Annotated in this window: 21 protein-coding genes and 1 pseudogene; 6 read left to right on the top strand and 16 right to left on the bottom strand. The window is 69.8% G+C overall.

Annotated features, from left to right (window positions below):
• Positions 1 to 44: 44 nt before the first annotated feature.
• On the top strand, positions 45 to 647 hold the full coding sequence (locus C6W10_RS11900) for a cyclopropane-fatty-acyl-phospholipid synthase family protein (RefSeq protein ID WP_107258116.1): 603 nt from the start codon (positions 45 to 47) through the stop codon (positions 645 to 647).
• A gap of 23 nt (positions 648 to 670) precedes the next feature.
• Here the strand turns inward: C6W10_RS11900 and C6W10_RS11895 are convergent, their stop codons facing one another.
• From C6W10_RS11895 to C6W10_RS11855, 9 genes and pseudogenes are all read right to left on the bottom strand, one after another.
• Complete coding sequence (locus C6W10_RS11895) at positions 671 to 2338, bottom strand: ammonium transporter (RefSeq protein ID WP_234361717.1); 1668 nt, start codon at positions 2336 to 2338, stop codon at positions 671 to 673.
• Between the two features lie 24 nt (positions 2339 to 2362).
• A complete protein-coding gene (gene yut / locus C6W10_RS11890; RefSeq protein WP_107258115.1) occupies positions 2363 to 3388 on the bottom strand; it encodes an urea transporter in 1026 nt (341 codons plus the stop codon).
• A 17-nt stretch (positions 3389 to 3405) separates the two neighbouring features.
• Entirely contained in the window at positions 3406 to 4323 is a 918-nt protein-coding gene (locus C6W10_RS11885) for an urease accessory protein UreD (protein ID WP_107258114.1), read from the bottom strand.
• A complete protein-coding gene (gene ureG / locus C6W10_RS11880) occupies positions 4320 to 4949 on the bottom strand; it encodes an urease accessory protein UreG (RefSeq protein WP_107263875.1) in 630 nt (209 codons plus the stop codon). The genes C6W10_RS11885 and ureG overlap by 4 nt, the downstream gene beginning before the upstream one ends.
• 62 nt (positions 4950 to 5011) lie before the next feature.
• A complete protein-coding gene (locus tag C6W10_RS11875; RefSeq protein WP_107258113.1) occupies positions 5012 to 5698 on the bottom strand; it encodes an urease accessory protein UreF in 687 nt (228 codons plus the stop codon).
• An 11-nt stretch (positions 5699 to 5709) separates the two neighbouring features.
• Positions 5710 to 6273, bottom strand: a complete 564-nt coding sequence (gene ureE, locus C6W10_RS11870) for an urease accessory protein UreE (RefSeq protein ID WP_107258112.1) — start codon at positions 6271 to 6273, stop codon at positions 5710 to 5712.
• Positions 6274 to 6329: 56 nt separating this feature from the next.
• Positions 6330 to 8048 carry an urease subunit alpha gene (locus C6W10_RS11865; RefSeq protein WP_107258111.1) on the bottom strand — a complete coding sequence of 573 codons (1719 nt, stop codon included), beginning with the start codon at positions 8046 to 8048 and terminating at the stop codon, positions 6330 to 6332.
• Between the two features lie 166 nt (positions 8049 to 8214).
• Positions 8215 to 8550: pseudogene (locus C6W10_RS11860) on the bottom strand (urease subunit beta); the annotation flags it as partial.
• A gap of 42 nt (positions 8551 to 8592) precedes the next feature.
• Positions 8593 to 8895: an urease subunit gamma gene (locus C6W10_RS11855; protein WP_107258109.1), complete on the bottom strand. Its 303-nt coding sequence runs from the start codon at positions 8893 to 8895 to the stop codon at positions 8593 to 8595.
• A 152-nt stretch (positions 8896 to 9047) separates the two neighbouring features.
• Here C6W10_RS11855 and C6W10_RS11850 point away from each other — a divergent pair, with 152 nt between their 5' ends.
• The 4 genes from C6W10_RS11850 to C6W10_RS11825 all read left to right on the top strand — a co-directional run bounded on the left by C6W10_RS11850 (position 9048) and on the right by C6W10_RS11825 (position 15185).
• A complete protein-coding gene (locus tag C6W10_RS11850; protein ID WP_234361715.1) occupies positions 9048 to 9884 on the top strand; it encodes a YoaK family protein in 837 nt (278 codons plus the stop codon).
• Positions 9885 to 9932: 48 nt separating this feature from the next.
• Complete coding sequence (locus tag C6W10_RS11845; RefSeq protein ID WP_107258108.1) at positions 9933 to 12428, top strand: Hsp70 family protein; 2496 nt, start codon at positions 9933 to 9935, stop codon at positions 12426 to 12428.
• A gap of 156 nt (positions 12429 to 12584) precedes the next feature.
• Entirely contained in the window at positions 12585 to 13490 is a 906-nt protein-coding gene (locus tag C6W10_RS11830) for a YwqG family protein (protein WP_199853914.1), read from the top strand.
• Positions 13491 to 13664: 174 nt separating this feature from the next.
• Positions 13665 to 15185, top strand: a complete 1521-nt coding sequence (locus C6W10_RS11825) for a carboxylesterase/lipase family protein (protein ID WP_107258106.1) — start codon at positions 13665 to 13667, stop codon at positions 15183 to 15185.
• A 128-nt stretch (positions 15186 to 15313) separates the two neighbouring features.
• On the opposite strand, the gene C6W10_RS11820 is transcribed toward C6W10_RS11825, so the two are convergent.
• Entirely contained in the window at positions 15314 to 15727 is a 414-nt protein-coding gene (locus tag C6W10_RS11820) for a hypothetical protein (RefSeq protein WP_107258105.1), read from the bottom strand.
• 501 nt (positions 15728 to 16228) lie between these two features.
• Positions 16229 to 16408 (bottom strand): hypothetical protein, encoded by a 180-nt coding sequence (locus C6W10_RS37240; protein WP_159104550.1) that lies wholly within the window; start codon positions 16406 to 16408, stop codon positions 16229 to 16231.
• A 372-nt stretch (positions 16409 to 16780) separates the two neighbouring features.
• Between C6W10_RS37240 and C6W10_RS11810 the strand changes: the two genes are divergently transcribed.
• Entirely contained in the window at positions 16781 to 17380 is a 600-nt protein-coding gene (locus C6W10_RS11810) for a dihydrofolate reductase family protein (protein WP_107258103.1), read from the top strand.
• A gap of 152 nt (positions 17381 to 17532) precedes the next feature.
• Here the strand turns inward: C6W10_RS11810 and C6W10_RS11805 are convergent, their stop codons facing one another.
• The 5 genes from C6W10_RS11805 to C6W10_RS11790 form a co-directional block, all read right to left on the bottom strand.
• A complete protein-coding gene (locus C6W10_RS11805) occupies positions 17533 to 18063 on the bottom strand; it encodes a pyridoxamine 5'-phosphate oxidase family protein (protein ID WP_107258102.1) in 531 nt (176 codons plus the stop codon).
• Positions 18064 to 18391: 328 nt separating this feature from the next.
• Positions 18392 to 19303 carry an ROK family protein gene (locus C6W10_RS11800; protein ID WP_234361714.1) on the bottom strand — a complete coding sequence of 304 codons (912 nt, stop codon included), beginning with the start codon at positions 19301 to 19303 and terminating at the stop codon, positions 18392 to 18394.
• Positions 19300 to 20160, bottom strand: coding sequence for an SIS domain-containing protein (locus tag C6W10_RS38480; RefSeq protein WP_234361713.1), 861 nt, complete (start codon positions 20158 to 20160; stop codon positions 19300 to 19302). The genes C6W10_RS11800 and C6W10_RS38480 overlap by 4 nt, the downstream gene beginning before the upstream one ends.
• Positions 20157 to 21899, bottom strand: coding sequence for a DUF4832 domain-containing protein (locus tag C6W10_RS11795; protein ID WP_107258101.1), 1743 nt, complete (start codon positions 21897 to 21899; stop codon positions 20157 to 20159). Before C6W10_RS11795 ends, C6W10_RS38480 begins: the two co-directional genes overlap by 4 nt.
• A 73-nt stretch (positions 21900 to 21972) precedes the next feature.
• A complete protein-coding gene (locus C6W10_RS11790; RefSeq protein WP_107258100.1) occupies positions 21973 to 24012 on the bottom strand; it encodes a hypothetical protein in 2040 nt (679 codons plus the stop codon).
• Between the last annotated feature and the right edge of the window lie 64 nt (positions 24013 to 24076).

Raw genomic sequence — 24076 nt, 5'->3', positions numbered from 1 at the left:
GGGTGCAATCAGGTGTGTGAGCAAACGGTTCGGCGAGTGACGTCGTGATCTGCCTGCTGCCAACCCGTGCCCAGGATCTCGTCGCCGGCGACGCCGTGCCGTTGCCGGACACGTCGCCCGGGGTCCCGGCGGCGGCCTACCGGCAGCGGTGGGCGGTCCGGACGATGGGAGTGCTCCCGCACGACCGCCTGTTGGAGATCGGCTGCGGTCGCGGCGTGGCCGTCTCCCTCGTCGCCAGCCGGCTCCGTGGTGGGCGGATCGTCGCGATCGACCGGATGGCGTCGATGGCCCGACTCGCGGCCGAACGCAACGCGAGCCACGTCGACTCCGGCACGGCGGAGATCCGGCGTGCCGACTTCGGCTCGGTCGACCTCCCGACCCGATACTTCAGCAAGATCTTCGCCGTGAACGTCAACCTCTTCTGGCTCGGTGCCGCGACGCAGCAGATCGATCGGGTCCGGGACCTGCTCGCTCCGGGAGGGCGGCTCTACGTCTTCGGCGAGCGACCCACGTCCGTGCACGCCACGGCGAACCTCGTCTCGACCGAGCGGTTGCTCCGGGCCCACGGCTTCGCCACCACCAGGTCGATCGAGGTCCGCAGGCAGGGCCGGGTGCTCACCTGCGTCACCGCCCGGCCGACGCCCTGAGCCCGGAGGGTCGTGCGTACGACCTACGAGCGATCCGTCGGGATCCGCTCGGCATCCTGCACGAAGGTCTCCGCCCGCCGGGCACCGAAACGGTCGAGTTCGTCCAGGACGCCGTGCACCGCCTCGCCGCTGACCAGCACGCTGACGTGCAGCCGGGCCAGCAGGGACTGCTCCTGCCAGTAGCCGCGCGGCAGCGACTGGTGCACCGGTACGTCGGTGGCGGTGGCGGACTCCGAGACCATGATCGAGATGGCGCCGGCCCGCAGCATGGCGTCCCGCAGCTCGGCGCTGTTCGTCACCTCGGCCGGTTCGAGCAGCGCGCTGACCAGCCTGACCCGCGATCCTGACGGTGCCGGGGCCGGCAGGCCCGGTCCGCTCCGGTTCGCCACCGGCCGGCGCCGCGGCGCGCCGGGCGCCGACAGGCCCGTCACGCTGCCCAGGTGGTACGCGTCGGTGCCCTGCTGTACCTGGTCGAGGCGCTCCTGCACGTCGACCGGGGCGCGCAGCCCGACGAGCGCCTGCAACCCGGCGGCGATCAGCCAGGTCAGCACGAAGGAGAAGGCGACCACGGCGACCACCCCGACGAACTGGTGCCACAGCAGGCTTCCGCCGCCGCCGAAGAACAGTCCGTCCGCACCGAGCGGGTTGATGCTCCGGTTGCCGAAGAAGCCCAGCAGCAGCGAGCCGAGCATGCCGCCCACGAAGTGCACGGCGAGCACGTCCAGCGCGTCGTCGAGCCGCAGGAGATATTTCAGCCGGAGCGCGAGGTGGCAGACCAGCCCGGCGAGCGCGCCGATCGCGATCGCGGAGAGCGCGTTGACGTACCCGGCGGTCGGGGTGACCGTCGCGAGCCCCGCGACCGCGCCGGAGACGCCGCCCACCACCGTGCTGTGCCCGTCCTTGACCCGCTCCAGCGCCAGCCAGACGAGCATGGCGGCCGCCGCGGCGAGGTGGGTGTTGAGCACGGCCTGCGCCGCCACCCCGTTCGCCTGGAGACCGTCGCCGCCGTTGAACCCGAACCACCCGAACCAGAGAATGCCCGCCCCGAGGATCGTCAACGGGATCGAGTTGGGCGGCGCCGCGGTGTTCGGCCAGTCCCGGCGGCGGCCGACGACCAGCAGTACGGCCAGCACCGCCGCCCCGGCACTCGCGTGCACGACCATGCCGCCGGCCCAGTCCTGGGTGCCGAACTTCGCCAGCCAGCCGCCCGGGTGCCAGAGCCAGTGCGCGATCGGGGCGTAGACCACGATGGACCAGATCGCCAGGAAGAGCACCCAGCCGACGAACTTCAACCGCCCCGCGGTGGCACCGGTGACCAGCGCGGGCGTGATCACCGCGAACATCATCTGGTACGCCAGGAAGGCCAGCGTCGGGATGGTGACCCGGTTGTCCACCACGTGCAGGTGGGGCGCGGGTGGCACCTTCAGGTCGGAGAGCCCGAGCAGTTCCAGGTTGCCGAAGAGCCCGCTGCCGGCGTCGTCGCCGAACGCGATGGTGTAGCCGACCAGCACCCAGGTCAGGCTCACCACGCCCAGCGCGACCATGTTCTGTTGCAGCATCGCGAGGACGTTCCGGGCCCGGATCATGCCGCCGTAGAAGGCCGCGAGGCCGGGAGTCATGAACAGGACGAGGCCGGTGCAGACCAGTACCCAGGCGGTGTCACCCGCGTTGACCGCGCTCTCTGCCGGCACGGATCACTCCTCTCTTCCCGGGCTTCAGACGGAGCGCCGCAGCACGGAGACGACGGTGTCCCGGACCCGCTCGTGGTTCGGTACGGGCGCGAAGTGCCGCTCGGGCAGCAACAGCAGCCAGGTGGCGATGTTGAACGGCCCGGTCAGCACCGGGATGCCCAGCGGGGTGAGTACGGTGGTCAGCGCCATCTGGACGAAGAGCGTCAGAGCGATCCCGAACAGCGTGTACCCGGTCACCGCGACGCCCGGTCGATGCAGCACCGCGCCCACGGCGATCGCCGTCAGGACCGCGTTGAACCCGAAGAGTCCCTTCTCCAGCGAAGCACCGTCGGCGCCGAACCAGAGCGCCAGCAGCGTCGCACCGGCGCTGCCGACGACGGCGAAAAGGGCCGACCAGCGGGAGTTGACCAGCAGGCCGAGCACGATGATCAGGCCGCTGACCCAACTGTCGGTCAGGAAGACCTGCGAGATCCCGCGCAGGAAGGTCGGCACCAGGTCCCAGTCGAAGGAGCCGGTGGCGTGCCGGCCCTCGCCGGGGAACGTCGGCTGCAACCGGGTCAGCACGGTGAACCGGTCGAACTGGTACGCGGCCATCAGCAGGACCCAGGTGGTGAGCACGAACGGGAAGGTGAAGGCGGTGAGTCCCCAGCGCTTGAAGACGGCGTTCAGCGCCAGCGTGACCACCGTGGTCGCCGCCGCGCCGAGCACCAGATAGAGCCACATCAGCGGCCGGTGGTCGAGGAACGTCGGGATCGCGATGCCGGTCAGCACCGGGCTGAAGCCGTACAGTCCCTTGCGCCAGGAGGCGCGGTCGACCTGGAGCGCCAGCGCGGTCGCGGTGCCGACGACCAGTCCGACGACCGCGCCGCCGAGGATCCGGGGCTGCCCGTTCTCGACCGCTCCCCAGCCGACCGCGACGAGGATGAGCAGGCCGGTCAGCGGGTTGTTCTGGAGTACCACCTGGGCCACCCCGCGCAGGCAGGCGTCGACGAACTCGACCAGGCTGTTGTGGTCGCCCAGGTCGTCCCAGCGGCGCGCGATGTCGGGCACGTCAGAGTCCCGTCACGTCAGCGCCAGCTGAAGGCCGGCGGGAAGGTGCACCCGGTCACCTCTTCGCGGGCGGCGACGCAGAAGGCGCGTACCGCGGCCCGGACCGGTTCGGTCTCCTGGCCGAGGACCTTGCAGACCAGACCGGCGTCGTTGGGCAGCCGGTTGACGGCGCTGGCCAGCGGGGTCTCCTCGTCCCAGACCGGTGCGGCGGTCCGCGCGAGGACCCGGGCCGCCCGTTCGGGGCTGGTCAGCAGCACGACGTTGCCGAAGACGTGGAAGCGGTCCATCATCCCGAGCCGGGTGACCGGGAACCGGGCGGGGGTGATCACGAACTTCTCCACGAAGAGTTCGCGGCCGTCGAGCCGCTCCGCGCGCAGTGCGGCGGAGAAGAGGTCGTAGGCGAAGAGTTCCCCGTCGCGGTAGTACTTCCGGCCCGGCTGGAGGACCTCGGCGTAGAGCAGGGTCGCGCTCTCCGGCAGCCGTACCCGGGTGTCGGAGACGAATCGGCTGTGCCGGAACGGGATCACCGGTTCGGGGAGGAACTCCAGATAGGCGTTCTCGGCGAGGGTGAGGCGCTGGCTCTGGGTGCCGTAGTTGGCGTCCATCTCCTGGATCTTGGTGGCGGCCTGGGTGACGACGTGTGCCTGGGCGTCCGGACCCAGCTCGATGTCGAGGTGCAGCCGGTCGCCCTGGAGTACGCCTCCGGAGGTGGTGAGGATCATGACGCAGGGCAGGTCGGGCATCTCCTCGTCCCAGTACAGCGCCCGCTGCACCAGCAGCGGCGACTGCCGGTAGAGGTCGCCCAGCACGGTCCGGTCGCCGCGCCGGGTGAAGCCGAGCCGGAGTACCCCGACCTTGCCGTTCGACGCGGCCGGCAACTGGGCCGGCTGGTCCTGGTAGGGCCCCAGTTCGCGGGCGGTGTCCAGGCAGGTCATGTGAGTACTTCGGCATCGAAGAGCGCGTTGCGGCGGACCAGGGCGATCAGCTCGTCGATGCCCTCGCCGGTCTTGCAGTTGGTGAAGACGAAGGGCTTGCCGCCCCGCATCAGCTCCGCGTCCCGGGCCATCACGTCGAGGTCGGCGTCGACGTACGGGGCCAGGTCGGTCTTGTTGATCACCAGGATGTCGGACTTGGAGATCCCGGGCCCGTTCTTGCGCGGGATCTTGTCGCCGGCCGCGACGTCGATCACGTAGACGAAGTAGTCGACCAGGGCGGGGCTGAAGGTCAGCGTGAGGTTGTCGCCACCGCTCTCGATGAGCACGACGTCGCTGTCGGGGAACCGGGCCTCCATGTCCTCGACGGCCGCCAGGTTCATGCTCGGGTCCTCCCGCACCGCCGTGTGCGGGCAGGCGCCGGTCTCCACCCCGACGATCCGCTCCTCGACGAGTACTCCGGTCAACGCCCGCCGGACGTGCTTCGCGTCCTCGGTGGTGACCACGTCGTTCGTGATCACGAGTATCCGGAGGCCCTGCGCCACCAGGCGGGGCACGACCGCCTCGATGATCGCGGTCTTGCCGCTGCCCACCGGGCCACCCACACCGATACGACTTGCTGACTTCATCGTGGTCATTCCTCTCGAACCAGTGGCCGGGAAAGGCACGTCGGGGGCCGGCGTCGCCCCGCTCAGCTCATGAACATCCGTACGTGTGCGTGCTGGTGCGCGCCCGCCAGGATGTCGAGATGCGGGGTGAAGGCCTGCATGTCGTCGAGGGTCGCGCTCCGGCACTCCTGGTAGTCGTCGGCCACCTTCTCGTTGACCGCGAAGAGGATCGACTGGGCGTCGAGATGGTCCACCCGGATCAGCCGGACGGCCGCACCCAGCACCATCGACGCCACCCCGTACTGGTGGGCCGCGAAGGCCTCCTCCTCGCCGACGCCGAGGTCGGCGAAGAGCACACCGAGCGCCACCGGATAGGTCACCGGGATCCCGTTGCCGGCCTCCCCGGCCCGCTTCCTCAGCAGCGACTCGCCGACGATCCGGTTGGCGGCCTCGGCCAGCTTGCGCCCCATCCGGACCGTCATGGTCCGCATCTCTTCGTTGATCTTGCGTACGTGGACGGCCTCGTCCGCCCGCCGGATCCGGTCGAGGTCACCGGCGAGGGCACTCCGATGCCCGGCGAGCATCCCGACACCGTCGCTGGTGGCGGCCGCCCGGGTGACCGTCCGGACGAACTCCTGAAGGGTGCTCCGGTCGTGTACGACCTCGTGCTGGACGGCCATCTCCAGCCCGTTGGAGAACGCGAAGGCGCCGACCGGGAAGACCGAGTCGCCGAACTGCAACAACCGCAGCGCCTCGGCCATGCTGGGCATGCCGGCCGTCCTCAGTTCAGGCCGGCGGGCAGGTGCGAGTGCGGGGTCGACTCCGCCCCGCCGAACAGCCGCCGCGACTCGTGGGGGGCCAGATAGGCGATGATCTCGGTCCCGGGAATGAACTCGTGGGTGAGGCCGGTGAACGCGTGGGTCCGCATCACCGAGTCCATCACCTTGCGGTCGACGGTGAGCGGGACGTACATCCTGCTGCCCTTCACCACCGCCGGCCAGTGCTGGTTGCCGATCGCGTGACCGAGCTCGACGGCCGACCGGATCACCATCTCGGGCGACTCGCCGTGCAACGTGTCCAGGTGCACGACCATCACCTCACCGAGGGCGATCCGCGCCACCACCGCCGTCGCGGTGTGGTCGTCCCAGGCGAGGATGTCGCCGTCGCGCAGCCGTACGCCCCGGGCCAGCGACAGCGCCAGTTCGGTGCCGAGGCTGGTCGTCCGGCGCAGCCGGCTCTTCTGGGCGTCCCACTGGTCGAGGACGAGGTCGTCGACCCGGGCCCCGCGCAGCCGCTCGGTCCAGTCCGGCTCACCGACGTTGCCGAGCACGGTTTCGACGAGCATGTGTTCTCCTTTCCCGCGCGGTCCACCACGGTCGGGTCCGAGGCGGGTGCGCGGGGTCAGCTGAAGAAGTAGAGCTGGCCGAGGGGGAGGTTCCTGGCGGCCGGGACGGTCGCGTGCTCGCCGTCCATCTTCACCGCGAAGGTCTCCGGGTCGACCTCGAGCTTCGGGGTGCGGTCGTTGCGGACCATGTCCCGCTTGGTGAGGTTGCGGCAGCGGTAGACCGGCATCACCTGGCGGCGCAGGCCCAGTTGCTCGGCGATGCCGCAGTCGTGGGCGGCCTTCGACACGAACGTCACGCAGTTCTTCGCCACCTGCGAGCCGGAGGCGCCGAACGCCTCCCGGTAGTAGATCGGCTGCGGCGTGGGCAGCGACGCGTTCGGGTCACCCATGATCGACCACGCGATCATGCCGTTCTTGAGCACCAGCTTGGGCTTCGCGCCGAAGAAGGCGGGCTCCCAGAGTACGAGGTCGGCCAGCTTGCCCGGGGCGATCGACCCGATGACGTGCGACGCACCCTGGGTGATGGCCGGGTTGATGGTCATCTTGGCGACGTACCGGAGTACCCGGAAGTTGTCGTTGCCGGCGGAGTCCTCGGCGAGCTTGCCCCGGACGTTCTTCATCTGGCCGGCGAGCTGGATCGTGCGCAGCCAGGTCTCGCCGATCCGGCCCATCGCCTGCGAGTCGCTCTGCATCATCGAGATGACGCCCTCGTCCAGCAACACGTCCTCGGCGGCGATCGTCTCGGTGCGGATCCGGCTCTCGACGAAGGCCACGTCGGAGGGGACCTGGGGGTTGAAGTTGTGGCAGACCATGATCATGTCGTACAGCTCGGACTGGCTGTTGATGCCGTACGGCACGGTCGGCGTCGTCGAGGCGGGCAGCACGTTCATCATGCCGGCGAGCTTGATGATGTCCGGCGCGTGTCCGCCGCCGGCACCCTCGGTGTGGAAGCTGTGCACGGTCCGGCCCTCGAACGCGGCGATGCTGTCCTCGATGTAGCCGCTCTCGTTGAGGGTGTCGGTGTGCAGGCTGACCTGCACGTCGAACTCGTCGGCGACGGCCAGGCAGGTCCGGAGTACGGCCGGCGGCGCGCCCCAGTCCTCGTGGATTTTGAAGCTCGGGACTCCGGCGAGAATCTGCTCGACCAGCGGCAGCCGCCCGCTGCTGTTGCCCTTGCCCAGCAGACCGATGTTGATCGGCACGTTCTCGAAGGCCCGCATCATGTTGTGGATGTTCCACGGCCCGGGCGTGATGGTGACGCCGTTGCTGCTGTCGGTCGGACCGGTGCCGCCGCCCCACAGCGTGGTCACCCCGTTGCTGAGCGCCGCGTACGCCTGCGCCGGGGTGAGCAGGTGTACGTGCGCGTCGATGCCGCCCGCGGTCAGGATCAGGTGCTCGCCGGAGATCGCGTCGGTACCCGGTCCGGTCACCAGGCCCGGAGTGACGCCATCCATGATGTCCGGGTTGCCGGCCTTCCCGACCCCGGCGATCCTGCCGTCCTTGATCCCGACGTCCGCCTTGACGACCCCGAGCAGCGCGTCGAGCACGGTGACGTTGGTGATCACCAGGTCCACCACGCCCTCGGAGTTGGTGGCCTCGCTGCTGCTGCCCATGCCGTCCCGCAGGGTCTTGCCGCCGCCGTACATCACCTCGTCACCGAGGACCCGGAGGTCTTTCTCGATCTCGATGTAGAGGTCGGTGTCGCCCAGCCGGATCTGGTCGCCCGTCGTCGGGCCGTACATCCCGGAATATTCTTGTCGCGATATCTGACTCATCGTCGCCCGTCCAGCCCAGCGGCTCACGCCTGGAAAATGGTTGCTACTGCTTCTTGCCCTTGCCCTGTTCCTGCGGCGCGTTGGACTTGAAGCCGCGCGTCTCGGCGTTGTGGATCGCCTCGGCGCGATCCGGTCGGTAGCCCGGGATCGGGCCCTCTCCGGTCCATCCCTGGACCAGGCCGTTGAACCCGTACACCCGCTGGAGGCCACCGAAGGGGACCAACTGCACGGTCTTCCGGTCCCCCGGCTCGAACCGGACGGACGTCGTGGCCGGAATGTTCAGGCGCTTGCCGAAGGCCGCCGGCCGGTCGAACTCAAGGTGCCGGTTGACCTCGAAGAAGTGGAAGTGCGAACCCACCTGGATGGGCCGGTCACCGGTGTTGTGCACGGCAAGCTCGGTCACCGGCCGCCCGGCGTTGAGTTCCAGCGGCTGGTCGCTCAGCTTGTAGCCGCCGATGGGTCGAAGGTGCTTGGAATTCGGACCTGGGTGCTGCTTCGCCATCTCTCCCCCGCTCCGTTGGAGATCGATTTCCCGCTCGCTGCGCTACTGGATGGGTGAGTGGACCGTGATCAGCCGCGATCCGTCGGTGAAGACCGCCTCCACCTGGATCATCGCGATCATGTCCGCCACCCCGGGTATCACGTCGTCCGCCTTGAGCACCTTGCGGGCGTCGTTCATGACCTCCTCGACGGTCTTGCCCTCCCGGGCCCCCTCCAGGGCCGCCGCGGAGATGACCGCCACCGCCTCCGGGTGGTTGAGCTTCAGCCCTCTCGCCTTCCGGGCGTTGGCCACCATCGCCATCGAGTGGATCGTCAGCTTGTCGAATTCCCTCGGTGTGAGATGCACTTTCCAGTCCTTCGCAGGCTGTCGTCGTCACCGTCGATTAGACGATTTGTAGCGTAACCAGTGGTTCGTACGTTTCGGAGGGTTTATCGGTACTTGCCGGTTTCTCACCCACCTGGGGCATCCCGCCGGTAACCCGTCCTGCTGGGCGGGATGTGCCGGCTACGGTCGGTCGAAGGCGCTCACACCCACGGAGGAGACATGGCACGGCAGCCGCCCGGCGGCGGTCACGCGTCCGCTCGGCCCGCCCCGCATCCAGGCGTACTCCGCTGAGCCCTCCGTCACCCTCGGCCGGCCGGGACGACCCGGCGGACGCGTACCGGGAGTTCCGCCACCCACTCCTCGCCCTGATACTCGGCATCGGCATCGCCGGCGCCCTGGATGCCTTCGCCTTCCTCCGCTACGGCGCCTTCGTCGCCAACCAGTCCGGCAATGCCGTGTTCCTCGGGATCGGACCTGCCGGCGAGCACCCGCAGTGGCCGGCCGCGGCCGCCTCGCTCGCCGCCTTCGCCGCCGGGGCCGGGATCGTGAGCTGGCTGCGCGGGGCGACACGTCGATGGCCACCGCCGCTGACCGGGATCGTGGTCACCGAACTCGCCCTGGCACTCTGGACGGTCCTCAACCTGCTCCTCGGGTACGGCCGGGAGGCCGCGGCAGCCCGCATCGTGCTCACCGCAGTCGGGGCGTTCGCGATGGGAAGCCTGACGACGCTGTTCAGCCGCACCGCCGGGATCGCCACCACCATCACGTACCAGTCCGGCACGGCGGCGAAAACCGGTGAGCGCGCCGTCCGCTGGCTCACCGGCCGGGGCGCCGGTCGGACCCGGGCCAGGACCGGCACCCTGTTGGGGCTTCTCGCGATCTCCTGCTACGCCGCAGGAGGCGCCGTCGGCACCCTCGCCCAGCACCAACCCCGCTGGGTGCCGCTCTGGGGGGCGCTCGCCCTGGCCACGTTGATCCTGATGATCCGCCGCGACGGCGACCGGCGGTAGCCACCGCTGCCGCACGCCGAGGTCACGAGCCCGGTTCTACTGTGAAGCATGGCCAACCGACCAGCCCTCGGTATCGACTTCGGCACCTCGCACACCGTGGCGGTGCTGACCCGGCCGGACGGACAGGTCCTGCCGCTGCTCTTCGACGGCTGGCCGGTACTGGGCTCGGCCGTCTACGCCAATCCCGGCGGCGGCGAGCTGCTGGTCGGCAGGGACGCCGACCACGCGGCCCGGCAGGACCCGGCCGGGTACGAGCCGCACCCGAAACAGCGCATCGACGACGGCCACGTGCTGCTGGCCGGCCAGGAGATCCCGGTGGCCGCACTGATCGGGGCGGTGCTGGCCCGGGTGGCGCAGGAGGCGCAGCGGGTCGCGGGCGGCCCGGTCGGGACGGTCACCCTGACCCATCCCGCCTCCTGGGGAGCGCACCGCCGGCAGACGCTCGCCGAGGCCGCCCGCCGGGCCGGAATGGAACAGGTCAGGCTGGTATCCGAGCCGGTCGCAGCGGCGGCGTACTTCTCGCGGGCGGATCCGGGCTGGTCGGGCCCCGGTTCCGTCGCGGTCGTCTACGACCTCGGCGCGGGCACCTTCGACGCCTCGGTGGTGCGCCGCTCCGGCACCGGGGTCCGCCGCTCCGGTACCGGCTGGACGGTGCTCGCCTCGCACGGGCGGGGCGACGTCGGCGGGCTGGACGTCGACGCGGCGGTCGTCGCCTCCCTCGCCGACGTGTACGCCCCGGCGCATCCCGAGCTGTGGCAGCGGCTGACCCAGCCGAGCAGCGCGACCGATCGGCGGGCGAACCGGCAACTCTGGGACGACGTACGGGCAGCCAAGGAGATGCTCACCCGGCACCCGGTGGCCCCGATCCACATTCCGCTCCTCGACACCGACGCACCGCTCGGCCGGGAACAACTCGACGACCTGGCCCGACCGGTGCTGGATCGTACCGTCGCCACCACCCGCGCCGTGCTGGACGCCGCGCGGGTCTCCTCGATCGACCGCGTCTATCTGGTGGGTGGGGCCAGCCGGATGCCGCTGGTCGCCAGCCTGCTGCACCGGGCCCTCGGCGTCGCGCCGACCGTCATCGAGCAGCCGGAACTGGTCGTCGCCCTGGGCAGCGTGCACGCGCCGACGGGCAGCGGGCACACGCCGACCGGCAGCGAGGTGGCTCGACCACGGCCGCCGGCCGGGCCCCACCGGCCGGTCGAGACGTCGACGGCGGTGCCGGCCGTCCCTGTCACCGCCGTACCCGCCACGGCCACCCCCGTCACGGCCGTGCCGATCGCGCCCACGCCTGTCGCGGCCGTGCCGATCGCGGCCGTCCCGGCAGCGACCACGACCACGACCGCGCCGGGGACGCCGACCACGACGTCACCGGATCGGGTACGCCGGACCTGGCCACCCTGGCGTCGGCGGGTACGGTCCGCGCCGGCCGTCGACCGGGTCATGCTGCGCCGCATCCTCGGCGGAGCGGCGGCGACCGGCCTGCTCGCGCTGGCCAGTGGACCGGAGAGCATCCTGGCCGTGACGCCGCCTGTCACACCGGCTGTCCAAGCCGGCGGACTGCCCGCCGGTCCCACCCCGTCACCGTCCCCGACGGGTACGCCTGCGGCCAGCGGCATGCCCTTCACCGGCCCGCTCCTCGGCAGCCGACCCTTCGACTACCTCCGCGACATCACGTTCAGCCCGGACGGCCGGCTGGTCGCCGCGAATGGCGGCACCTCGCTGGTGCAGATCTGGGACAGCGGCACCGGCCAGCCGATCGGCGAACCGATCAGCGCGGGTGCCTTCGTGGGCGACCTGGTCTTCTCCGGCGACAGTCGGAGCCTGTTGATCCAGGACGAGAAGCACGGGATCCGCTGGTACGACCTTGCCAGCCGACGGTTCGCGGGAGCTGCCCTGCGCACACCCCGTACCTTCATGATCGAACTGTCGATGAGCCGGGACGGTCGGACCCTCGTCACCTCGGGCGACCGCAACGCCTTCACGGTGTGGAATCCGGCGACCCGAAAGCGGGTCGCGGAGGTGCAGACCACCCGGTACACCGTCTGGGGAACCGCGCTCAGGCCGGACGGCCGGCTCGTCGCCCTGGGTCACCAGAACAACGTCGTCGAGCTGTGGGACGTGGCACGCCGGAAGCAGTACGGTCGGGCGCTGATCGGGCACACCGAGGGACCCGGCAACGACGGGATGGGCGTGGAGGCGCTCGCGTTCAGCCCGGACGGCAGGACCCTGGTGACCGGCGGGCACGACCGTACGATCCGGTTCTGGGACGTCGGCTCCCAACGCCAGCTCGGTCCGCCGCTGACCGGAAACTCCGGCAGCATCCTGGAGGTCGTCTTCAGCCCGGACGGCTCGATGGTCGCGGCTGCGGTCGACAACAGGATCACCATCTGGGACGTGGCCACCCGCCGGCCCGTCGGGAACCCGTTGGTCGCCTCCGACGCCGCGTACTCGTTGGCGTTCAGTCCGGACGGGCGGCGACTCGCGGCGGGTCTGGACAACGGCTCGGGCCAGCTCTGGTGGGTCGACGGGACGCGATGAACGCCGCGCGGTGCGACCGGGTCAGCGGCGGGGTAGTACGCCCAGGAGGGTCGCGGTCAGGGCCAGCTTCAGGTAGTCCTTCAGCTCCAGGTGGTCGTTCGGTCCAGGCAGAACTCGTCTCCCTCCGGATCGGCCATCACGATCTAGCCCGCGCTGGTGGGAGGCGCCCGGCTCGTCACGGCGCAGGCGGGTGGCGCCGAGACCGACGAGCCGCTCGCACTCCGCGTCGAGGGCGGCCATCCGCTCGTCGCCGTGATGCCGCTGGAGCGGGCCCGGGTAGGCGGCGGTCCTGCCGTCAGAGGCAGAATGCTCGATGTGGATCTTCGAGATGACTTTCGTGAGGCTGCCCGGAAGCGGGATATCCCGGATGATGTCGTCGACTGGTGGCTGCAACTCGCCCGCCCGTGCCTTGAGTTGCACCGCAACTGTGACGGCCCGGTGGTCGGCTACTTCGGCGGTCAGCCTTCGCTGCCCGAGTCGATGGACTGGCCCGACGGCCTGGTGTTCCTGGCAACCATCGACCTGTCGATGATTCCGGCCGGCTCGCACGACATCGCTCTGCCCGCTGACGGTCACCTGCTCTTCTTCACCGAGGCGGACATCAGCCCCGAGGATGCCCGGGTGCTCTATGTCCCGGCCGGCACGCCGGTCGTTGAACGAACCTTCCCCGGCGACGCCCCGTGGGAGGGGTACGAAAGGTTCGCACTGCACGGCATCTGTGCGTGGAGCCTTCCGAGCAGCCGCACAGAAAGCGCGATCGACATCGGCGAGAGCCGGTACGACGAGCGCATCTTCGGCGAGATCGAGTGGGGCCTGCCCGGCCACGACGACTGCATCGGCGCGATCGGCGGGTACAGCGAATGTAGTACCGGTGGCGGTTTCGACATCGCGGGCTCGCCCAGTACCCGGAACGTGCTCGCCAATCTTTATCTGGACGAGGATTCGGTCGACCCGGAGGACTTCGGCCACGTCGGCGTCGTGCTCAACTACGTGATGGCTAATGAGGACCTGAAGGCGCGGCGCTTCGACCGTGCCTGGATCGTCTCCGACTTCAACGGCTGATCCTTCGGCAGGGTCTGGCCCAGGTGTTCTGATGGATTGATCGGGGCTGTCGTCTCGGTGGCGCTGCGTTTCACGGCCTGGCCGTGACAACGACGTCGGGGGTGGGGGTAGGTACACCTCTCCGGGTAGGAAACCTCATTCCGGCCGCCGCTGGTCGGATGACACCTTGAGCACATGCGAATCCTGACGACAATCGCGACCGTCGTCGCGCTCCTGGCCCTGCCGGCGCCCACGCCCGCGCTGGCGGCCGCCGGGCCCGGCAACGTGCGCACCGACGCGGGCTGGATAGCCGGTACGGTGCGTCATGATCATCGGCTCTTCCAGGGCATTCCCTACGCCGCGGCACCCGTCGGCGAGCTGCGCTGGCGCTCGCCGCAACCCGTCGAACGGTGGGCCGGCGTCCGTGCGGCGACACGGCCTGGCAACCGGTGCGCCCAGACGGCTGACAACTGGGGTCTGCCGGCCAGTGACAGCGAGGATTGTCTCTATCTCAACGTGACCGCTCCGCGTGGCGCCTCATCCCACCGCCGCAAGCCGGTGCTGGTCTGGCTGCATGGCGGCAGCCTGACGAAGGGTGCCGGCAGCGACTACGACGCCACCCGCCTCGCCACGCGCGGCGACGTCGTCGTGGTTACCCTCAACTACCGGCTCGGGATCTTCGGCTTCTTCGGTCACCCGGGGCTGTCGAACGGCGGCGCGTTCGGCCTGGAGGACCAGCAGGCGGCGCTGCGGTGGGTACGGCGCAACGTGTCCGCGTTCGGCGGTGATCCGAACAACGTCACGCTCGCTGGCGAGTCAGCGGGCGCGCACTCGGTATGCGCCCAGCTCACCTCCCCGGCCTCGGCCGGCCTGTTCCACCGCGCGATCACGCAGAGTACCCCGTGTTGGAGCCAGGGCGACCTGCCGCCGGTCCTGAACGTGCCACTCTGGGTCCCTACCTCGGCGCACGAGGGGCACGGGCAGATGATCGCCGACCAGGTCTCCTGCCCTGATGTCTCCTGCCTCAGGGGTAAGTCGGTGCTGGAACTCCTCGCCCAGCCCTCACTTCCGCTCCCCGGATACGGCAACACCGTGCTACCAGAAGACCCGGCAACAGTCTTCGCCGAGGGACGCTTCCACCGGGTGCCGATCCTGTCCGGCATCACCCGGGACGAGGGCACCATGTTCGCGTCGATGATGTTTCCGAACCTCACCGCCGCGCAGTACGTCGATGGCATCACCCAGATCTTCGGGGAACGGGCACCGGCCGTCCTGGCCGCCTACCCGCCCGGCGACGTACCCATCCAGAGCGCTGCCGCCGTGATGAGCGACCTCGACTGGGCGAGGCAGGCGCGGGACACCGACCGACTGCTGGCCCGGCACGTACCGGTCTACTCCTACGAGTTCCTCGACCGGACCGCGCCGCAACTGTTCCCGTACCCCGACGACCAGGTGGAGCCGATGGCTTCGCACGGCTCGGAGCTGCCGTTCCTCTTCGACCCGTCGTGGGATTCCGCCCCGCTCACCAAGAAGCAGCGTCGACTCGGCGACCGAATGATCGGCTACTGGGCACGGTTCGCCGCCACGGGCAACCCGAACGCCCACGGACTACCGGCATGGCGGCTTCACCCGTACGTCCAGGGCCTGGACCTCGACCGGGTAGGCCAGTTCGACCGGACCGCCGCGCACCGGTTGACCTTCTGGGATGGGCTCTGACCCGCATCAGCGGCCGTACGGATACCGCCCTGCGGCCCGCCCCCGCGCTGTCAGCGTCGTACGCGCCGACAGCGCGGCTGGCGGGCCGACCCAGGTTGTGAACGGCCGCGACTGCCGGTCGCCGGATTTCAGGGCACGAGCAGGCGTTCAAGACGCTCGACCGCACGCAGTGCCTCGCCCCGGTGCTTGGCCTGTTTGAGCCAGCCGGGCAGTCGGGACACCACCGAGGCGTTCGCCGTGCCGTGCCGTTCTCGGAGGCCGGCCTGCAGAAACTCCTTGAGGTAAGCGAGGTGGCGCGGATTGAAGGCCCACAACGTGTGACCGGCGCACGGGGTCTGTAGCCACAGTGGCAGACCGAAGCAGTTGTCCACCAGGGCTGCGGGCACCATCACCGGACGCAACTCATAGCTCACGTTGGTCGCCGTACCGCAGCCGTCGCAGTGCAGAGTGACGAAGCGGTGCTGCGGCGCCGCTTTCGCCCGGCGTTCGACGTACATCCGGCGGCCGCAGTGGCCGCACCGCTGCCGCACGCTGATGACCACCGGCCCCGCCCAACTGTGGGGGAGGTAACGTCGGCAACGGCCACATTCACAGCCGGCCGACCTGTGCTGTCGGCGGGAGAACCCACAGGTCACGCAGGCAACTGTCGCCGGCCTCCAGGTCCGTCCGGCACCGTCCCATTCCCGCGAGACCTTCGCCGCCGCGCCGCACCGGGCGCATCGCACGACGAACTCACCGGAGAAACCGGCCAGCCACCGTCCGTCGTCAACGAAGCGCCCCTTCATCACCGGCTGAGTGTAGGCAGCAGAATCTGGCAGAGCCTCGGGAATTTCCTCGCGAGGGTTCGTATCCAGCCGAACAGTGCCGGCGTCCTGACGCCCGCACCCTCTGGTGACGTGACGGTCGGCTGTGGTTGTCACTCCTCAGCTCAGCAGTGGGCCATCGCCATCCTCAGCGCGCTCGGCGGACTGCTCGCCAACGCCACCAGCCCGCGCAGGGCCATCACGGTCGCGGGACCGCTCATCCTCACTAGCCCGCTGCCGCTACCCCGCCGCCCGGGTCCCGGGGTTGACCAGGACGACGAAGTCCCGCTGCACGCAGTCGGCTTCGTCCTCGGGAAACCACGTGAACGCCAGCCGGCCCGGCGACATCGCTTCGGACCGTTGCGCCGTCGCCCGGTACCGACCGCCGGTAGCTGCGAGCACCGCCTCGTTCGTGGTCACGATCGAGGTATTCAGGTACTGGATGAGAGGCCCGACGGTGTCGCCGTCACGGCCGAGCAGCCGCAGGAACGCCTGCGTGCGGTTGTGCCGCAGCGCAGCCGGCAGCGAGTCGTGCAGCCTGACGGTCCGGGCTCGCTGGTCGTGGGTCTCCCATCGCCCGAGGTCGGCGATCGCGGGTGCCAGCGAGCACGGGTGCTTCTCGATCGCGGGCGCCGAGCGGCGGGAGTCTGGGAACGTTTACGGCAGGGTGTCGGATCTGCCGCAGGACGTTCGTAGAACAGGTGGGCGCAGTCGGTGTGGCCTCCCGGACAGGGGAGTCGTGAGACGGCCCGAAACTTGATTTGGTTCGATCGACCATCGAGAGGTAACGGCATGGGCAAGCTCATCTACGTGACGAACGTGTCGCTTGACGGCTACATCGAGGACGAGCGGGGTGTGTTCGCCTGGTTCCCCCTCGACGAGGAGGTGTTCGCGTTCACCACCGACCTCCTGCGGTCCGTGGGCACGTTCCTCTACGGCCGGCGCCTGTACGAGGCGATGGCCGTCTGGGAGACCGACGCCACTCTGGCCGCGCAGTCCGACCTCATGGCCGACTTCGCGAGCGCCTGGCAGGCGGCGAGCAAAGTCGTGTACTCCACGACCCTCACCACGGTGTCAACGGCCGACACCCGACTCGAACGCCGTTTCGACCCCGCCGCAGTACACGACCTGAAGGCCACGGCCAGCAGCGACCTCACCGTAGGAGGCGCCAACCTCGCGACGCAGGCTTTCCAGGCCGGGCTGGTCGACGAATGCCAGCTGTTCGTCCTGCCGATTGTCGTCGGCGGGGGTAAGCCAGGGCTGCCGACCGGCATGCGCGCAGACCTCGAACTCCTCGATGAGCGCCGATTCCGCAACGGCGTCGTACACCTCCGCTACCGCGTGCTCGGACAGCGACCGACAACCCCGTCCGATTCGCCGGCGCTTGGCTGACCCGCGCAGCGCTGACGACTGACTCGGCAGGACGAGCCCGCCCATCACGAACTCGGGTTGCGTCAAGGTCGCACTATGCGCGGGCGTCAACGGCCGGGTGCGGACGACGGTGGCGACAGCGAACCTCAGTCCGGGGAAGGCCCCGCTGCGGATCAGGGCTGGGACGCCACGGTGAGCTTTGCCATGTCGGGGGCATAGACGGTCATCCAGTGCGGATGCAACCGGTAGTAGACCACTTCGTTGTCCCAGTCGAAGAGGTCGTCGCCGTAGAAGTCCTTCAAGTAGGCGAGCACGTCCGGCCAGTCCGTGGCCCGATCGCCGTTCTGGGGGTTGAGGATCTCCACCTTGCCGTGCGTGAAGACACCGAGGTCCTCACCCCGCATATGCGCGGCGCTGACGGCGGGCCGCGCCGCGAGGTGGCGCGCCTTGGCCGCGTCGCGCGCCGTGCCGAAGTACCACTTGCCGCGCAGGAAGTGCCCGTCCACACCACTGATCCGCGGCTCGCCCTTCGCCGTCACGGTGGACAGAGCCAGGGTGCACATGCCGGTGAGGACCTGGGTGAGCTGTTCCGCGTTCAGTGTACGCGCGGTATTGATGATCGAGCGGAGGTGGGAGGTGGAGCGGGCGAGGGAGGCGTCAAGGAGGGCTTGAAGCTCTTCGAGATCTTCCGGGGTTTCGCGCATGGCGGTCCTTGTCTTTCCGTATCTATCCGTGCCGCTGCCCGCGCCTGTCACCGGCGCCGACCGATGAACCTATGCTCCACCCAAAACCTGACACCTTGCGTCATATTTCTTCAACTGGCTTGCGGATGCCAGCGGGCCGCCGGGCCGGCCAGCCCGACCACGCTCGACCGGGACGGCACGCCGGACGTCGCCGTACCGTAACCGCCACACCGGTCCCCCGCCGGCCGCCGGTCCGGACCTGTTCCGGACCGGCGGCCGCTCGCGATCGGAACGGGAGACCAGGCCGCCGGACAATCTCCGCCACGCCCCGACCCGGCCGGCTTCCCCATCATTCTGTGCGGCCCTGCCAGTGGTCGAGGGCGAGGAGCCCTGCGCCGAGACAGCCTGCTTCGTCACCGAATGACGCGCGCAGGATCTGCGGTTCGCGGTACAAGGTCAGCCGGTCGAGGACTTCGGCACGTACCGGTCCGAGCAGGGCGTCACCCGCGTGGGAAAGTCCGCCGCCCAGGACGATGACCTCCGGATCCAGCAGCGCCTGGGCGGTCAGCAATCCGTCGGCGAGGGCGCGGACGGCATCGCGCCAGATATCGGCTGCGGCAGGATCTCCGGCGACCGCCCGAGCCACGACCTCGGGTGCCGGCATCCCGGCCCGACGTGCGATCGCGGCGGCGGACGCGACCGCCTCCAGACAGCCGCGACCGCCACAAGCGCATCGTGGGCCATCGGGTCGGACGACCACATGCCCGAGTTCACCGGCCGCGCCGGCACCGGTCAGCACCGCGCCACCCGTCAGGTAGGCGGCGGCGATGCCGGTGCCGATCGGTACGAAGAGCATGTGCGTCGTGTGCTGCCCGGCGCCGAGGCGGGCCTCGGCGAGACCGCCGGCACGCACGTCGTGGCCGAGCACGGTGGGCAGCTCAACGTGTTCGGCGACCAGCTTCCGCAGGGGTACGTCGCGCAGCGGCAGGTTGGCGGCATGCTGCGCGACCCCTTCGACCTCGTCCACCACCCCGGGTACCGCGACACCGACCGCCTGGGGCACCAGTCCCTGCGCGCGGGCGCGGTCGGCAAGCGTACGCACGATGTCGAGGATCGTGGCGACGACGGCTTCCGGTCCCCGCTCGGCACCGGTCGGATGCCGCTCGCGGTGCCGCCGGTCGCCCCGGGTGTCGACGAGCGCGCACTTGACGTGGGTGCCACCGACGTCCACAGCCACGACCACGTCCCCGCTACCGGTCACCGCAGTACCACCGAGCGGGTCAGGTTGCGTGGCACGTCGGGGTCGAGGCCGTGGTGAGCGGCGGCCTCGACCGCGAAACGCTGCGCCACCACCAGGTCGGCGAACGGGTCGCGTCCGGTGTTCACGAACGTGGCGCCGGTCCGGCCGATCTGCTCGGCGAGGCCGGCGGGCGGATCCCCGAACATCCACACCGCCCGGCGGGGTGCGGCGATCGCGATCGGTCCGTGCCGGTACTCCATCGCGGGGTAGGACTCGGTCCACAACCCGGCCGCTTCCCGGCATTTGAGGGCCGCCTCGTGTGCCAGTCCCACCGTCCAGCCGGCGCCCAGAAACGTGACCTGCTCCACGGCGGACGGATCGAGTGGGAGCGGCGCGGCCACCACCTTCTCCGTCGCCGCCGGGTCGGGTGGTGCGCCGACATGCGCGCTGAGCAACGCGAGCGCGGTGGTCGCGAAGCGGGTCTGCACGACCGACCGCTCGTCGGCCCACGGGAGCGCGATCACGCCCACCGCCAGGTCGGCAGCCGGAGTGTGCGGATCGGCGAGGATCACGGTGGCCGTACGGCCCCGGACGGCGTCCAGCACCTCGGTGGTCGTACCCGAGCGGGTGATCGCGACGACGGCGTCGTAGCCGCGCTCGGCGGGAAACTCCGACGCGGTGAACGCGTCCGTCTCGCCGTGCCCGGCGGCTTCCCGCAGTCGGGCGTACGCCTGGGCGACGAACCAGGACGTGCCGCAACCGATGACGGCGCTCCGCTGGCCCGGTTCCGGGAGCAGGTGGCCGACCTCGGCGACGAGCCCGATGGCCCGCCGCCAACAATCGGGCTGGCTGACGATCTCCCGCGTGACGTGACTCATCGGACAACCACCGAGTGCAGCAGGTCGTTGTAGCCGGTGCTGGGCTCCCACACGTTGGTGTTGGCCAGCCGGATGGCGTACTCGGGCCGGGTGGCGAGCCCCGGACGCGGGTCGGGGAGGCTGAGCAGCAGCCGGTAACTGCCCGACGGCACGCCCGCCAGCGAGACGGACTGGTTGACCGTGGTGGACGTGCCCGCGGCCCAGCGGCGCGGATCGGCACTGAGCGCCCTCGAGTGGACGGCACCCGTCGCGGTGTTGCGCAGCACGAGGGTGAGACCGCGCGGGTTGAACGGCGCGGCCCAGCCCGCGTTCTGCACGGTGAACTGGACTGCCAGGCTGCCGCCGGCCGTCGCGGTGGCCGGGTACGTGCCCTGGGTGAGGGTGAACCGGTGGCCGAGGTTACGGCGCACGTTGGTCATGCAGCCACCGCTGGTCCAGCCGTTGAGCACCTCCGCGCGGTAGTCGGCGTTGAGGTAGTTCCAGTGGAACTGGCCGAGTTCCTGTAGCGCGGTCGGGCACTGTGAGCGCGGCGGGTTGGGCTGACAGGTCTCGCCGCCCATCGGCACGAACTGGGTCTCGGCCGCCAGGTACGGGTACTCGACCGCAATGTTCTCGTAGGTGCCGAGGTCGTCGGGGCTGGCGAGGAAGCAGTCGTTGTGGTGACCGAGGCGGGCGAGCGCGGTGCCGTTGTACGCCTGGCCGGGCGTCAGTGCGCCGGTGCCGTACATCGTGCGCTTGAACTTGGGGGTGCGCAGTTGGACCATGCGGTTCGCCGGCAGCACACTGAGGAGCTTGTCCACCACGGCCTTGCGGTTGGCCCAGTCGGCCTGGGTCACGTTGCCTTCGTTGCCGAAGTTCTGCGTGTACCACCACTCGCCCCACGCGCCGATGAAGCCGGCCTGCATGACGTGGATGACGTCGCTGTTGGCGCTGAGGTACGGCGCGAGCTGGTCGAGGTGTGACAGCACGCGGCTGAGCGGGGCGTCGTCGCCGCTGGTGGAGGTGGTGTACGCGAACCGCAGGATCATCTTCAGCCCGGCGGCGCGCACGGTGTCGGCCTGCTGCTGGAACTGGGCGAGTGCCGCCGCGCTGATCGGCGCGTTCTTGAACGCGGCGAGGTAGAACACGCACATCACGAGCGTGGTCTGCTGGCTGGTGCGGTAGCCCTGCAAGGTGGCGAGATTGAAGTCGTTGACGTCGCAGTCGCCGGTGTGGTGGTAGAAGCCGCGCTCCGGGTTGGCGATGTCGGCGGTGTCCGGCTGGTACGTCACCGTGCCGCCGCCGTTGCCGGAGCCGCTGTAGACGTGGGTGTACCGGGCCGAGGTGTCCAGCGGCGCCTCGGTCTGGAAGACCAGGTCGGCGTCGTTGGGTGTCGCGGTCTCGCCGAGGTCGGCGCGGTTGACGGTCCAGCTCGCGGTGCCGCCGCCGTTGGTGTGGGTGACGGCGGTGACCACGGCCCAGTTCCAGCCGCTGCCGGCGTGCCGGTACAGGGTGCCGTTCTCCAGCAGGTAGTCCGCTCCGATGCCGGCGGTGGCGAACCCGGTGGCCGCGTTGCGGTCGGTGTCCACGTAGACGCGGCGCCACGCGGGTGCGCCGGTGTACTGGTATCGGTAGGTGACGGTGGTGGCGGTGTTGGATGCCGTCTGGCCGCTGATCGTGGCGTGTGCTGGCGCCACGTTGAGGGTGACCGTGGCCAGCACGCCCACGAGGGCGGCGGCGATCATTCGGTTACGGGACATAGCTCTCTCTCTGACCGTGACGAGGGGCAGGGGTTCGGCTCGGCCGGGAGCCGTTCGTCGGTGGAGTTGTCCTTCAGGTGGCCGGCAGGTTCGTCGCCTGACCGTTGCCGATGACCGGCGACGGGATGGGCGCAGCGCCGGGCACGGAGAACCGCACGGCCTGGCCACCGAAGTTGGCGACCCGGAACCACGTCCAGATCTCCCGGCCCGCCGTCGAGGGCGGGAAGATGTAGCCGCGGTCGAATTCCAGCTCGGCGCGGGTGCCGGACTGCACGACCCGCACCGGCCAGCCCCGGTTGCCGGGCGCGCTGGGGCTGCTGAACCGGAACACGTCGGCTTGACCGGCCACGTGTGGCAGCAGGTACGCCTGGTTGAGGTTCTCCAGGTAGACCCGGGCGTCGGGTGAGGTCGGCCAGAAGGGCTGCCAGCCGGAGGGGCCGTCCCGGTCGTAGTCGAAGTAGATCATCTCCTGGGCCAGGCTGATCGTCTGCTTCGCCTCGATCATCATGAAGAACCGGTCCCCGACGAACCGGGCGTACACCTTGGTGATGCCCTTGGCGTTGGCGCCGGCAGGATGGTGGTAGATCGGTGTCTGGGACGTCCACTCCCCGGTGTCGCCGTCGGCGACGAACCCGCCGAACAGGTTGGTCGGGTGGGCGCCGGCCTGGCTGGGTGCGGCGCGTCCGTTGGCGTCGAGCCAGTTCTTCGCGTCGTCGTAGATCGCCGAGTTGAAGTGGTTGGCGCCGGAGACCGAGTAGCCGAGGTAGCCGGAGTTGACCACCACCTCGTTCATCCACTTCTGGGTGCCGCTGGCTGGCACCCGGAAGTCGATGATCGCGATGTTGAAGCCGTCGGCCCGGTTGGCCTGGGCGTTCATGTAGGACTTCCAGAAGCCGCCGAAGTTGTCGCGGTGGCGGTAGCCGGCCGAGGCGGGATCGGTGTTCCAGTTGCTCTCGTAACCGGGGCTGCTGTCGTAGAAGCCGGGAATGTAGGTGTTGTAGTACCAGGACTCGGTGACGAATACGTTGATGGCGCGGCGATAGCGGTCAGCGAACCGCGAGGTGCCCTCGTCCGGGTTGAAGTACCAGTAGCCGCGGTTGGCGGCGACGACCTTGCTCGGGTCGACGGCCTTGATCTTCTCGACGAGGTCGATCATGCCGCCGGCGGTGAAGCCGAAGTTGCCGCGTGGGCCCCACGAGACACCCGGTCCGGCCCCTCCGACCGGGTCGGGCGTGTCGACGGTGTCGAGGAAGACGCCGTCGTAGTCACCGTCGTGGACGATCTTGTCGACCTGGTACGTGACGAACCGCTGCCAGGCCGGGTCACCGGCGTTGATGTAGCCGCCGCCGTAGTTGCGGTTGACGTCGACGGTGCCGTCCCCGTCCCGCCAGTAGCCGCCGTAGAGGTACCGGCTGTCGCTGACCCAGGTGCCCTGCTGGTCGAGGTACCAGGGCATGACGCCGCGGTTGCGCCAGGTGAGCCGGTTGCCCCAGGAGGAGTAGCCGGCGGCGATGTTCAGACCGGTGTAGCCGGCATAGCCGTCGTCGTACGTGCCGTCCGGGGTCGCGCCACCCTCCACGTTCAGGTAGCCGCCCGCGGCGTTGTAGTTCCACGGGTTGGGCCCGTGCAGCGGACCCGACGGTCCGGTGTAGCCGGCCGGAAGGAGGCCGAGTTCGATGCCCTTCTGGGTGGTCATGTGCCCGCTGTGCCCGGGAATGATGGTGGGCAGCATCTCCCCGACCGAGAGGTAGCCCAACACGATGACGTCGTCGGCGCTGCCGAGCACACCGTCCAGCCCGCGCTTGATCTCCTGCACCTGTGCACTGGTGACGGACTCGAAGTAGAAGTGGTCGGCGGTCAGGTTGAGCACCCGCAGGGTGGGTTCGAGCACGACCAGGTCGTACGCCTTGAGCTGGTTGGTCTTGGCCTGGTCGAGTTGCCCGTACCAGAACGCGGTGCGGCTGTTCTGGTTGAGCGTGGGCACCTTGCCGTAGAAGGGGGTGCGGCCGATCTCGAACGCGGCCGCGTTCGCGGGCTGCGCGTGGGGCAGGACGATGGCGGCGGCGGTCAGGACGACCACGCCGCAGAGCAGGCGGATGGCTTTACCGAACACGGCTTCTCCCCTTCAGTCAGGTGACCGTGGTGGTGTACTCGGGTGCACTGCCTGCGCCGGGTAA

The sequence above is a fragment of the Plantactinospora sp. BB1 genome (assembly GCF_003030385.1).
Lineage (GTDB): Bacteria > Actinomycetota > Actinomycetes > Mycobacteriales > Micromonosporaceae > Plantactinospora.
The sequence above is the reverse complement of the archived record's forward strand: the minus strand, read 5'-3'. Positions and strand labels throughout refer to the sequence as shown.

Excerpts from the sequence above, each read along its gene's own strand:
- C6W10_RS11885 (WP_107258114.1), bottom strand. The coding sequence starts at position 4,323 with ATGACCTGCCTGGACACCGCCCGCGAACTGGGGCCCTACCAGGACCAG.
- ureG (WP_107263875.1), bottom strand. The coding sequence starts at position 4,949 with ATGAAGTCAGCAAGTCGTATCGGTGTGGGTGGCCCGGTGGGCAGCGGC.
- C6W10_RS11875 (WP_107258113.1), bottom strand. The coding sequence starts at position 5,698 with ATGCCCAGCATGGCCGAGGCGCTGCGGTTGTTGCAGTTCGGCGACTCG.
- ureE (WP_107258112.1), bottom strand. The coding sequence starts at position 6,273 with ATGCTCGTCGAAACCGTGCTCGGCAACGTCGGTGAGCCGGACTGGACC.
- C6W10_RS11865 (WP_107258111.1), bottom strand. The coding sequence starts at position 8,048 with ATGAGTCAGATATCGCGACAAGAATATTCCGGGATGTACGGCCCGACG.
- C6W10_RS11845 (WP_107258108.1), top strand. The coding sequence starts at position 9,933 with ATGGCCAACCGACCAGCCCTCGGTATCGACTTCGGCACCTCGCACACC.
- C6W10_RS11825 (WP_107258106.1), top strand. The coding sequence starts at position 13,665 with ATGCGAATCCTGACGACAATCGCGACCGTCGTCGCGCTCCTGGCCCTG.
- C6W10_RS11810 (WP_107258103.1), top strand. The coding sequence starts at position 16,781 with ATGGGCAAGCTCATCTACGTGACGAACGTGTCGCTTGACGGCTACATC.
- C6W10_RS11805 (WP_107258102.1), bottom strand. The coding sequence starts at position 18,063 with ATGCGCGAAACCCCGGAAGATCTCGAAGAGCTTCAAGCCCTCCTTGAC.
- C6W10_RS38480 (WP_234361713.1), bottom strand. The coding sequence starts at position 20,160 with ATGAGTCACGTCACGCGGGAGATCGTCAGCCAGCCCGATTGTTGGCGG.
- C6W10_RS11795 (WP_107258101.1), bottom strand. The coding sequence starts at position 21,899 with ATGTCCCGTAACCGAATGATCGCCGCCGCCCTCGTGGGCGTGCTGGCC.